Raw genomic sequence first — 12,129 nt, forward strand, 5'->3', positions numbered from 1 at the left:
TTATAACAGATAGAAAAGGACAAACTTGCATATAAATTGTTTAAATAATAAAAAAATTTTGCCAAATCAACATTTACCATATTATACTATAGCTAGTAACTCAATAAGCGAAGGTGAATATATGGAAAAGGAAAAAGTATTTCAACAGCTATTTTCAATGTCATTTACACCAATGCTCGTAATGAATATGGATGGAGATATTCAAATTTTAAATGAAGCGTGCTGCCACCTTTTTAAAACGACGGAAGAACGACTTCTTTCCTGTAATGTATTTGAAGAGCCAAATCGCTTTTTTATTGAAAAGCATGAAGTGGAACCGTTAAGAAAGCAAGAGGAAGAAGTTGTTTTACTTAAGAAAAAAGTAGATCAGCAGTTTCCGATGCACATCCATATTCAGCGCACGGAAGGGGATATTCCGCTCTTAGTTGTTCAGTGGAAAGAGTTTTCCTCAAGTATTGAAAAACAAGAGGAAGTCATTCGAAAAATGAAGCAATATAAGCAGTTTGTCCAGCAAAGTCAAGATGCATTTATTGTAACAAGAGAAGGCAGAATTCAATATTTGAATCCTGCTGGTGTTAAACTTCTTGGCGGCGAGAAAAAAGAAGAGTATATCGGGCGTCCTTGGCTTCATTTTATTCACCCCGAACATTTAGAAATCGTAAAAGAACGAATGGTTCAGCTGATGAATGGAATGTCCGTGAGGCCGCGTGTTGATGTGAAACTATTGACTAAAAAAGGAGTTGTCATTATTGAATCTTCGGCAACCAAAATTAAGTTTGAAGGACAGGATGCCATTCAGTATATTATTCGCGACGTAACGGATCGAAAAAAATATGATGAAATGGCAAGCAAATCTGAAAAGCTTACAATGGTGAGCAAGTTAGCGGCAGGAGTAGCACATGAAATTCGTAATCCAATGACGGCGATTAAAGGGTTTATTCAGCTGTTAAAAGCATCGAAACAGTACAACGAAGAATACAATGATATTATGCTTGAAGAATTGAATCGCGTCGAATCCATTATTCAAGAATTTTTAACGCTGGCCAAGCCTAAAATTGAAAATTCATACCACCCCAAAAGTCTCAATCAAATCATACGTCATGTGACATTACTATTAGATACACACGCCAATTATAAAAACTGTCGTATTATTAATGAGATTAGTGATGAGATTACAATCTTTTGTGAAGAAAATGCGCTTAAACAAGTTTTTATTAATTTAATTCAAAATGCGCTTGAGTCAATGAGCAAAGGTACAGTTAAAGTCACCGTTGAGAAAAGAAATGAATACGGCATGGTCATTATCGAGGATGAAGGCTGTGGAATTGATGAGCAATCTTTAGCTCGGCTAGGTGAGCCATTTTATTCCACTAAACAAACAGGAACGGGGCTAGGGTTAATGATTAGCTACCGAATAATCGAACAGCATCAAGGGCATATTTCATTTGCGAGTAAAGTAGGAGTAGGAACAAAAGTAGAAATTGCTCTTCCGTACATTAAAGAACCAGTGAACATTTCATAGCGCTTGCTATTCGTTCACTGGTTTTTATTTGTTCGGAATAAAAGCGAATGTTTTTTAAATATTTTATTTTAATGTTCGTGTATATTGTTGACTAAAGGATTTTTTTTTGATATATTATCAAATGGCTAGAAAATAACCGAATGATAATAAAAAAAGAAAATTCGGTCAATAACTTTTATCTTTTACCCAAAGAAAAAAGATGATGGGAGAATGTACAATGAACTCAAATTATGATGTTATTGTGGTAGGGGCAGGACCCGCTGGGATTTTTACTTGCTATGAGTTAACGTTAAAATTACCGGAAGCAACTATTTTATTAATCGATAAAGGACACGATATCTATCGACGTAATTGTCCGATTCTTCAGAAAAAAATTGAAAAATGTCCGCCTGCGGTTGGCAAAAAAGAGTTTGCTGGCTGTTTGCCGGCTTGTTCTATTACAAATGGTTTTGGTGGAGCCGGCGCATATTCAGACGGGAAATTTAATATCACCAGTGAATTTGGAGGTTGGATGACGGATTATCTATCTGAATCACAGGTGGTAGATTTAATTAAATATGTGGATGAAATTAATTTAAAACACGGAGCAACCGATACGATTACGGATCCGTTAACTGATAAAGTTCGTGAAATTGAAAAACGCGGATACGCAGCAGGATTAAAGCTATTGCGTGCCCAGGTGCGTCATTTAGGAACAGAGCAAAATTTGGAAATTTTAAAAAGCATTTATGAATACTTAAAAGAAAAAATTGATATGCAGTATAAAACGGAAGTAGCCGATTTAATAACAGAAAAAGAAGACGGTCAGCATATCGTGCGCGGTATCGAATTGAAGAATGGTGAAAGAATTACGGCTGATAAAGTGGTTGTTTCACCAGGTCGAGACGGCTCGAAGTGGATGAGCGACTTACTAAAAAAACGTCGTTTGAAAATGATTAACAATCAAGTGGACATCGGCGTTCGAGTCGAAACATCCAACGTTGTTATGGAAGAAATCAACAAGCACTTGTACGAAGGGAAATTCATTTACAATACGTCTGTAGGTACAAGAGTCAGAACGTTCTGCAGCAATCCTTCAGGACATGTGGTAGTAGAGAATCATTCAGGTATTATGTTAGCAAATGGACACGCATACAAAGATCCGAAGCTTGGAAGTCAAAATACGAACTTTGCGCTGCTTGTTTCTCATAAATTTTCGGATCCATTTGATCAGCCGAACGAATATGCGCACGAAGTATCAAGATTAGCTAATATGCTGTCAAACGGGGGCTTAGTTGTTCAAAAGTATGGAGATATTTTAAAGGGCCGTCGTTCAACAGCGACTCGAATTAAAGAAGGCTTTTTAGAACCAACGTTAAAAGAAGCTGTACCTGGTGACTTGGGCTTAGTGCTTCCTTATAATACGATGAAAAGCTTAATTGAAATGACAGAAGCACTGGATCATGTAACGCCTGGGTTAGCATCTGAACATACGCTATTTTACGGTGTGGAAGCGAAATTTTACTCCGCCCGTCCGAAGTTAAACGATAAGTTTGAAACTGAAATTTCTGGTTTATACGTGGGAGGAGACGGAGCTGGTATTACGCGAGGGCTCGCGCAGGCAAGTGCGTGCGGTGTGTGGGTAGCGCGTGACATTGTTGAAAAATTAAAGAATCGCAAAGCAAGTTCTGAACCTGTTACTGTATAAAAAAAGAGGCCGTCACGGCCTCTTTTTTTTATGTGTTAAATAACGAGAGCGACTAAGTAAAAAGTAAAGAACTTGTACCGCTCCAACTCCGATAGTTTTATATGATAATTACCCGCTCTTTTTTTAAAAGTATGACAGAATCCATCCTTCTATCGTGAACAGAATTAAATACAATAAGGCGAATTGATAATGTCCATTTCTTTGCATCAATAAATTCAGTGAAATTTTAGGGAGGGTATATCAAGCAATACAAGGATAAAATCAACAGTTGAAAAGAGTTATTTTTTGATGAGTAAAATATTTATGAAAGCAATAAAGTACACGGATATTAGAATAATTATGCAAATTTATGAATGGGAGTTAATGAGAAGAAAGTTCACTTTGCAAACTATTTTTTGAATTAATTTTTTATCCATTAGATTGTAAGTCTTGTTAAATAAGTATTTGTGGTTTATTGAAATATAATGTAAAAATTTTAAAATATAACAATTATCAACTTTTTATGATAAAATCATGCATTATTCTTGAATAAAAACTTGACAGAAACATATAAAATGAATTTTAATTAAAGTAACAATTATTATCATGCAAAAATATTAAAGAAAATTATTTGCTTAATCTCTTTTGTTTTATAAGAGAACGGGGGACCCATATTTGTGCGTAATGTACTTGGGGTGAATCTTGAATGAATCAAGTAGGGTAACTCACGTACCCGAATCCGACAGCTAACTCCGTAAGCATTCAGTGAGGGAATAACAGGTCTATGACACCATGATATTCTCATGGTTTTTTGTATAGCTAAAAATATTCCTAAACTATTAATCTGAAAATTTTTAATATATTGTATATTTTGAGTGTTATCGTTCTCAATGCATGGTAAAATAAGTATAGTAGTTAGAATCATTCTAATATAATTTATTTACGGGAGGTAAATCTATGAAGCTATCGACAAAGATCATTATCGCGCTAATTGCTGGTGCTGTTGTAGGAGTGTTAATTAACGCTTTTGCTCCAAGTGCTTTTGCTCCGCTGGACAAGTACTTGTTTACACCGCTTGGCCAAATTTTCTTAAGCTTAATTAAAATGCTTGTTGTACCAATTGTGTTTTTCTCTATCACGTTAGGTGTAGCAGGTTTAGGAGATCCTAAAAAACTAGGAAGAATCGGGGCTAAAACAGTTTCGTACTTCCTAGTGACAACAACCGTTGCTATTGTAATTGGTTTATTATTAGCATTTGTTATTAAACCAGGAACATTTGGATCTTTTGATACAAAAAACGCTTCTTTTGAAGCCGAAAAAGCACCGCCGGTTGGAGAAACATTCTTAAATATGATTCCAGTCAATCCAATTCAAGCGATGGCTGAAGGGAATATGCTTCAACTTATCGTTTTCTCTATCTTTATCGGTTTTGGTATAACGATGCTTGGAAGTAAAACAAAAGGGCTTTACAATTTACTTGAGCAAGGCAATGAATTGATGATGTACCTTGTGAATCTAGTGATGAAGTTTGCTCCTTACGGAACATTTGGGCTTCTTGCAACAGCGGTCGGAAGTCAAGGCTGGCAGGCAATTAAAGCGATGGGGCTGTACATGATTGTAGTCGTGCTCGCACTGTTTATCCATTCAATCGTAACATATGGGGGATCAGTCGCTCTTATGGCCAGACGTAACCCAATTGAATTCTTTAAAGGTTTTGCTCCTGCGATGACAGTTGGATTCAGTACATCAAGCAGTAATGCAACGCTTCCGATTTCAATGAATGTGGCTCAAAAAAATCTTCGTGTCCCGGAGTCCATCAGCAGTTTTGTTCAGCCGTTAGGTGCTACCATTAACATGGATGGAACGGCAATTATGCAAGGTGTAGCGACTATTTTTATTGCACAAGTATACGGCGTTGACCTGTCGCTGGGTGCTCTTGTGACGGTTGTATTGACAGCGGTGCTTGCTAGTATTGGTACAGCAGGTGTGCCTGGAGTTGGTCTCATTATGCTAGCAATGGTATTGAGTTCGGTTGGTCTGCCTGTAGCAGGTATCGGATTGATTATTGGAATTGATCGCTTGCTTGACATGCTTCGTACATCTGTAAATATTACGGGAGACGCTGCGTGTGCCGTTATTGTGGCTGAGTCAGAAGCAAAGCGTATCGATAAATCTGTAACGCAATCAGCTTAATAAGCGTAAAAGCTCTAGCTATATGCTAGGGCTTTTTTTATTGGCAAGAAACTCTTCGTTTCAGCATACAGTTTAATAAGAGTGTATGTTTGAAAGGAGAGTGCGGAAATGAATAAAACTCATGTAATAAAGCCGCTGCTCGACGACGACTACCCAGTTATTTCATATGGAAAAGGAATTTATTTGTACGACCAAGATGGAAAAAGGTACATAGATGCTTCGTCGGGGGCAGTTACAGCAAGTATTGGACACGGCGTAAAAGAAATTATTGATGCGATGACCGATCAGGCACAGAAAGTTGCGTTTGTATATCGGTCGCAGTTTACAAGTGATCCAACAGAAGCCTTAGCTAAGAAACTATGTGAATTAAGCAGCAATCATTTCCAGTGGAGCTTTTTTGTTAACAGCGGGACAGAAGCGACTGAAACGGCTATGAAAACGGCAATTCAGCATTTTCAAGAGCAAGGAAAGCCAACCAAAACAAAGGTTTTGTCACGCTGGATGAGCTATCACGGTATTACAATAGGAGCTCTGTCTATGTCAGGGCACGTTGGAAGACGAAAACGCTTCTCGTCTTTGCTTGAAGATTATCCTTCGGTTTCGCCTCCTTATTGCTATCGGTGTCCATTTCATCAAACCTATCCATCTTGTAATCTTGCTTGTGCACGCGAATTGGAAACAGTTATCAAACGAACCGGCCCTGAACATATTGCTGCTTTTATTACAGAGCCCATTGTAGGAGCAGCCGGAGCAGCGCTTACACCTCCTCCCGGTTATTATGAAGTGATAAGAGAAATTTGCGATAAATATGATGTGTTATGGATTGCGGATGAAGTCATGACTGGAGTTGGGCGTACAGGCGTGATGTTTGCGTATGAGCACTGGGGAGTTAAACCAGACATCATGACGCTTGGAAAAGGAGTGGGAGCAGGATATACACCAATAGCCGTTACGTTAGCTAGCAGCAAAACGATTGAACCTATCATGAACGGATCCAAATTAATTATGAGCGGACATACGCTAAGCGCTAATCCGCTGTCATCCGCTGTAGGGATAGCTGTTTTAACCTATATTGAAAAGCATGATCTTGTTCAAGAAGCAGCGCTGAAAGGAGACTATTTAGTAGGGGAATTGAAGAAGCTTCAACTTCTTTACCCTATCATTGGTGATATACGTGGCAAAGGCTTACTAGTTGGTCTTGAGCTTGTGCAAAATCCAAAGACGAAGGAGCCTTTTTCATCTTCGGAAAATATGACGGCACGCGTAATAAGTAAAGCCCAAAAAAATGGTCTTCTCCTTTATCCTTCACAAGCAGGAACAGACGGAGTAGAAGGAGACGGTATTATTATTGCGCCACCATTTACGATTACTCATCGTCAGCTTGATGAAGCGGTCGATCTGCTTTCGAAAACATTGCATGAAGTGCAAAATGAAAAACAGAGAAATGAGGTGAAATGAGTGACAAAGGTCGAAAACTCATTTCAAAAGATCACAACTGTGGAACAAGCGATTGAATACGTGGATCATGCGGCTACGTTGATGATAGGAGGATTTGGAGGAGTAGGCAGCCCGCCTTCTCTCATTGATGGTCTGATTGAAAGCGGAAAATCAAATTTTACATTGATATGTAATGATTCAGGCTTTCCTCATATTGGTGCGGGAAAATTGGTAAGCCAAGGAAGAATTCAAAAGCTGATTGCTTCTCATATTGGGTCGAACCCAGTGGCTGGAACGCTGATGACAGAAGAAAAGCTGGAAGTTGAGTTTTCTCCTCAAGGAACGCTTGCTGAACGGATTCGAGCGGGAGGAGTTGGACTCGGAGGAGTACTGATTGATGTAGGAATAGAAAATGACATTATTCAATTTGGAAAAGAAAAAGTGGAAGTAGACGGCAAGACATTTTTAGTGGAAAAGCCGCTCACAGCCGACGTTGCTTTTGTGTATGCAAAAAAAGCAGATCCATTCGGCAACTTGCTTTATGATAAAAGCGCTCGAAACACTAATCCGTTAATGGCAATGGCAGGTCGTATAACTATCGCTGAAGTGGATGAAATTGTTCCTCTTGGGGACATTGACCCAGAGAACGTGATGACGTCAGGTGTATTTGTGGATTATATTGTTCCTTCGAAAGGAGTGAATTGGAAATGGGTTTGGGAATAGATATTCGTCATCGTATTGCAAAACGTGCTGCGGCTGAAATTCAAAACGGCATGATTGTTAATTTAGGGATTGGCATTCCTTCTCTTATTCCTAATTATGTGCCAAGCGCTGTTCATGTGATGTTTCATGCTGAAAATGGAATTTTAGGGTTAGGATCTTCCCCTCCTTTAGGTGAAGAAGATGAGAATGTTTGCAATGCAGCAGGCTATCCAACAACTACCGTTCAAGGGGCTTCATACTGTGACAGTGCTACAGCCTTCGCGATGATTCGAAAAGGATACGTCGATATGACCATTCTTGGTGCGTTGGAAGTGAGTGAAAAAGGGGATTTAGCTAATTGGATTGTGCCAGGTAAGCGAGTTCCTGGGATGGGAGGAGCGATGGAATTAGCTCAAAAAGCGAAAAAAGTCATTGTGCTAATGAATCATACGAGCAAGACAGGAGAACCGAAGCTGGTTAAGACGTGCTCTTTACCTCTGACTGCTTCGGGCTGCGTGGGATTAGTTATTACAGATCGGGCGGTTTTTAAAGTAGAAAAAGATGCGCTTCTTCTAACAGAGTTAATGTCTCCTTATACTGTAGAGGATATTTTGAGTTCAACAGAAGCGACAGTTCGCCTGAGTGATCAATTGATTACGATACCATAAGGAGGACCCTTACATGAACATACAGCAATCTATTCATAACTGGATGACAGAGCATCGTCAAAGTGCAGTGCGTTTACTCAAGCGTTTCGTAGAAGAAGCAAGCGTACAAGGTTCTGAAAAGCATGCGCAGGCAATTGTTATTGAACGCCTTCGACAGCTGCAGTTAGATATTGATATATGGGAACCGGACGAAAAAATACTTCGCAGCCATGAAGCTTTTGCCTCCAACCGTTCTACTTTTCGAGACAGTCCGAATGTGGTAGGCGTGTTAAAAGGGAAAGGCGGAGGGAAATCCATTATTTTGAATGGGCACATTGATGTAGTGCCACCCGGAGATCTTTCACAGTGGACGGAAGACCCTTATACGGCTGTTGTAAAAGATGGAAACTTATATGGACGCGGAGCAACGGATATGAAAGGAGGAAATGTGTCGTTACTCTTAGCTATTCAAGCGTTGAAAGAGCTAGATATTTCACTAAAAGGAGATGTTGTTTTTCAAAGCGTAGTAGAAGAGGAAAGCGGAGGGGCAGGAACACTTTCCTGTGTACTTAGAGGGTATAAAGCAGATGGTGCCATCATTCCAGAACCAACCAACATGAAGATCTTCCCTAAACAGCAAGGCTCCATGTGGTTTCGAGTCACTGTGCATGGAGTAGCAGCACATGGAGGGACTCGGTATGAAGGCGTGAGTGCGATTGAAAAAGCAGCTGTGGTGCTTAAACATATTGAGGGTCTTGAAAAAGAGAGAAACAGCCGAATTACCGATCCGCTCTATAATAAAATTCCCATTCCCGTGCCGATTAATATCGGAAATATACAAGGCGGAACGTGGCCTTCTTCAGTCGCTGATCAAGTAATATTAGAAGGCAGGATAGGAGTTGCTCCGCATGAAAAAATGAAAAATGTCAGAGCAGAAATGAAATCCTGGCTTGAACTTTTGGCTCAGCGTGATGAGTGGTTTGCTGAGCACCCTGTCGACTTGGAATGGTTTGGCGCCCACTGGCTTCCCGGTGAAATTGAATTGGAGCATCCGCTTATGACTTCTCTTTCGTCCTCTTTTTATCAAGTGAAACAGAATCAGCCGATCATTGAAGCATCTCCTTGGGGAACGGACGGAGGGATACTGTCACAAGTAGGGGATATTCCAACAGTTGTTTTTGGACCGGGAGTAACAGAAGTGGCCCACTTTCCGAATGAGTATATTTGTATTCAAACGATGCTTGACGCAGCGGAAATTATTGCTCTCACTGTAGCAGACTGGTGCAGTATTGCAGACTAAGCTAAAAAGGGAGAGGATACAAACAAATGGGGAAACAAGAAAATATTTGTCAGCCAACCTTTGCTATGACTCTTTTTTTAGATGAATATAACAAGCGTCTGAGAATAGATGATTACCGGGGAAATGTGAACGATATTTACAGCTATATATATAAAGAAATTGATAAGAAAACGTACGAAAAGTGGATTATAAAAGCACGTGCTGAACATCTGTTGGTCTGGATAAGCTTGGGATTTTCTTTAGAAGCAACTGTTCCCTACTATTTTAACGGAAGCGACGCGTATCTTTTATGCTACTATACGTCTCAATCCCGCCGAGACAGCGGGGAGACGTTAAAAGAAACAGAGCTGCTTCAAGATGTGTTGAATTTGCCGACATCTGATTATTCTTCTTTATCGAATCAACTGATCATGCGCCAAGCCATTTCATCTGACGCTAAACAACTTTCTCAGCTCTACCGTCAAATCTTCACAGTGTATCCTACTCCCCTCTACGAAGAAGAGTATCTCTCTAATTTGCTTCAAGAAGATAGCTTGTTTTATATCATAGTTGACAAGAACGATATCGTTAGCGCTGCTTCTGCTGAAATTGACTATGTCTATCACAATGCTGAACTAACGGATTGTGCGACTCTCCCTGCTTACCGAAAGTATGGATTCATGAAGCATTTATTAAACGCACTAGAGGCGGAGCTAAAACAGCGGCATATTTTTTGTGCATACACAATAGCGAGAGCGCTTTCATTCGGGATGAACGCCGCCTTTCAGCAGCTTGGCTATACCTATACGGGAAGGTTAACGAATAATTGTTACATTTATAAATCGTTAGAAGATATGAACGTATGGGTGAAGGATCTGTCAAAAAGTAAAGGGTGAGAAATAATTAACCAATTTATGGGCTGTAACATATAACAATAGTAAATCTTCATAAAGGAGCGATTGTATGTTATATGATTTATATAAGCCGTCCCGACACTGGAAAGATATTGAGTTATGGAAAGATGTTCCTGAAGAAAAATGGAATGACTGGATTTGGCAATTAACAAACACAATTCGAACGTTAGATGATTTAAAAAAGGTTATTAACTTAACTCCTGAAGAAGAAGAAGGAGTACGCATTTCAACCAAAACCATTCCGCTCAATATTACGCCTTACTATGCATCTTTGATGAATCCAGATGATCCTCGCTGCCCCGTCCGTATGCAGTCTGTTCCGGTTGGCAAAGAACTTCATAAAACAAAATATGATCTAGAAGATCCCCTAGATGAAGACGAAGATTCTCCAGTGCCAGGGTTGACTCATCGCTATCCTGATCGCGTTTTGTTCTTAGTCACCAATCAATGTTCCATGTACTGCAGGTACTGTACTCGAAGAAGGTTTTCAGGACAAATCGGAATGGGCGTTCCAAAAAAGCAGTTAGATGCTGCGATTGCTTATATCGCCAAAACACCTGAAGTACGAGATGTACTCATTTCAGGCGGTGATGGCTTGCTGATTAATGACAACATTTTAGAATATATTTTGAAGAATTTACGAGCTATTCCCCATGTGGAAATTATTCGGATTGGAACAAGAGCACCCGTTGTGTTTCCACAGCGAATAACAGAAAATTTATGTACCATTTTAAGGAAATATCATCCAGTATGGTTAAATACTCACTTTAATACATCCATTGAAATTACGGAAGAGACAAAAAAAGCATGTGAAATGCTTGTCGATGCAGGCGTTCCAGTTGGCAATCAAGCGGTTATTTTAGCTGGGATTAATGACAGCGTAGCTATCATGAAAAAGCTTATGCACGATTTAGTGAAAATACGCGTTCGTCCTTACTATATTTATCAATGTGATTTGTCAGAAGGAATTGGACATTTCCGCGCACCTGTTTCCAAAGGGCTTGAAATTATGGAAGGGCTGCGAGGTCATACGTCTGGCTATGCTGTTCCAACGTTTGTTATTGATGCGCCAGGAGGAGGAGGAAAGATTGCAGTTCAGCCAAACTATATTATTAGTCAAAGCGCAAGTAAAGTTGTTCTGCGAAACTTTGAAGGAGTGATTACGACGTATCCGGAGCCAGAAAGCTATGTGCCTGGGCGTGCAGATGATTATTTTCGAGCTGTTTATCCAGCATCGGATGCTAAAGATTCTTCCATCGGCATCTCGGGTCTTATGAATGATGCTCAATTCAACCTTGTACCGGAAGGGTTAGGGAGAGTAAAAAGACGTAAAACATATGAAAGTGACAGTGCTCACGAAAGTCTAAAAGATAAACGTGAAAAAAGAGATGAATTAAAAGATAAAAAGTTTAAAGCTCAATTGAAAAAAGACGTTAAAAGCGACGATGCTCCATCATCTTAAGGAGGTCCTGTAATATGACTGTTCAATGCGCATGGTGCGAAGAAGAAAAAGCGGTAGAAACAACCAATACCGCATACTGGGAATTGCCAGATGGAACGAGAAGTATTGAAATTACTCATATGCCATGTATCAGCTGTTCAGGTTGCGGGATGTCATATCAAGAAGAAGAGATCATAGAAGAAGTGGAAACACAGCTGCTTCTTGTCGATACAAAAAAACTTGATGAATCCATTCGGTATGATGAGCTATTAAAAGTGCCAAGATTATTAAAGCGCAACTACTTTAAATTCTAAAAAGCCGCCCCTTA

General features: G+C 39.6%; 10 protein-coding genes and 1 riboswitch. All 10 genes read left to right on the forward strand.

Features of this window, described 5'->3' with window-relative positions; translation table 11 throughout:
• Positions 1–121: 121 nt before the first annotated feature.
• The 10 genes from ACFX4R_RS00475 to ACFX4R_RS00520 all read left to right on the forward strand — a co-directional run bounded on the left by ACFX4R_RS00475 (position 122) and on the right by ACFX4R_RS00520 (position 12,115).
• The gene (locus ACFX4R_RS00475) at positions 122–1,522 is read left to right on the forward strand and encodes an ATP-binding protein (RefSeq protein WP_013058734.1); all 1,401 of its coding nucleotides are present in this window, start codon (positions 122–124) and stop codon (positions 1,520–1,522) included.
• 217 nt (positions 1,523–1,739) lie between these two features.
• On the forward strand, positions 1,740–3,209 hold the full coding sequence (locus tag ACFX4R_RS00480; protein ID WP_013084690.1) for an NAD(P)/FAD-dependent oxidoreductase: 1,470 nt from the start codon (positions 1,740–1,742) through the stop codon (positions 3,207–3,209).
• A 601-nt stretch (positions 3,210–3,810) separates the two neighbouring features.
• Positions 3,811–3,965, forward strand: a riboswitch (cyclic di-AMP (ydaO/yuaA leader).
• Between the two features lie 180 nt (positions 3,966–4,145).
• Complete coding sequence (locus tag ACFX4R_RS00485) at positions 4,146–5,381, forward strand: dicarboxylate/amino acid:cation symporter (protein WP_043976612.1); 1,236 nt, start codon at positions 4,146–4,148, stop codon at positions 5,379–5,381.
• A gap of 108 nt (positions 5,382–5,489) precedes the next feature.
• Entirely contained in the window at positions 5,490–6,839 is a 1,350-nt protein-coding gene (locus ACFX4R_RS00490; RefSeq protein WP_043976613.1) for an aspartate aminotransferase family protein, read from the forward strand.
• Positions 6,840–7,541, forward strand: a complete 702-nt coding sequence (locus ACFX4R_RS00495; protein WP_043976614.1) for a CoA transferase subunit A — start codon at positions 6,840–6,842, stop codon at positions 7,539–7,541. It begins immediately after the preceding gene.
• The gene (locus tag ACFX4R_RS00500; protein ID WP_043976615.1) at positions 7,526–8,188 is read left to right on the forward strand and encodes a 3-oxoacid CoA-transferase subunit B; all 663 of its coding nucleotides are present in this window, start codon (positions 7,526–7,528) and stop codon (positions 8,186–8,188) included. The genes ACFX4R_RS00495 and ACFX4R_RS00500 overlap by 16 nt, the downstream gene beginning before the upstream one ends.
• A gap of 13 nt (positions 8,189–8,201) precedes the next feature.
• On the forward strand, positions 8,202–9,467 hold the full coding sequence (locus ACFX4R_RS00505) for a peptidase (protein WP_340446868.1): 1,266 nt from the start codon (positions 8,202–8,204) through the stop codon (positions 9,465–9,467).
• Positions 9,468–9,493: 26 nt separating this feature from the next.
• The gene (gene ablB, locus ACFX4R_RS00510) at positions 9,494–10,342 is read left to right on the forward strand and encodes a putative beta-lysine N-acetyltransferase (protein WP_280560130.1); all 849 of its coding nucleotides are present in this window, start codon (positions 9,494–9,496) and stop codon (positions 10,340–10,342) included.
• A 67-nt stretch (positions 10,343–10,409) separates the two neighbouring features.
• Complete coding sequence (gene kamA, locus ACFX4R_RS00515; RefSeq protein WP_028410902.1) at positions 10,410–11,822, forward strand: lysine 2,3-aminomutase; 1,413 nt, start codon at positions 10,410–10,412, stop codon at positions 11,820–11,822.
• Positions 11,823–11,836: 14 nt separating this feature from the next.
• Positions 11,837–12,115, forward strand: coding sequence for a YokU family protein (locus ACFX4R_RS00520; RefSeq protein ID WP_013058725.1), 279 nt, complete (start codon positions 11,837–11,839; stop codon positions 12,113–12,115).
• Positions 12,116–12,129 lie beyond the last annotated feature (14 nt).

It is taken from the genome of Priestia sp. YIM B13490 (genome assembly GCF_042787735.1).
Lineage (GTDB): Bacteria > Bacillota > Bacilli > Bacillales > Bacillaceae_H > Priestia > Priestia megaterium.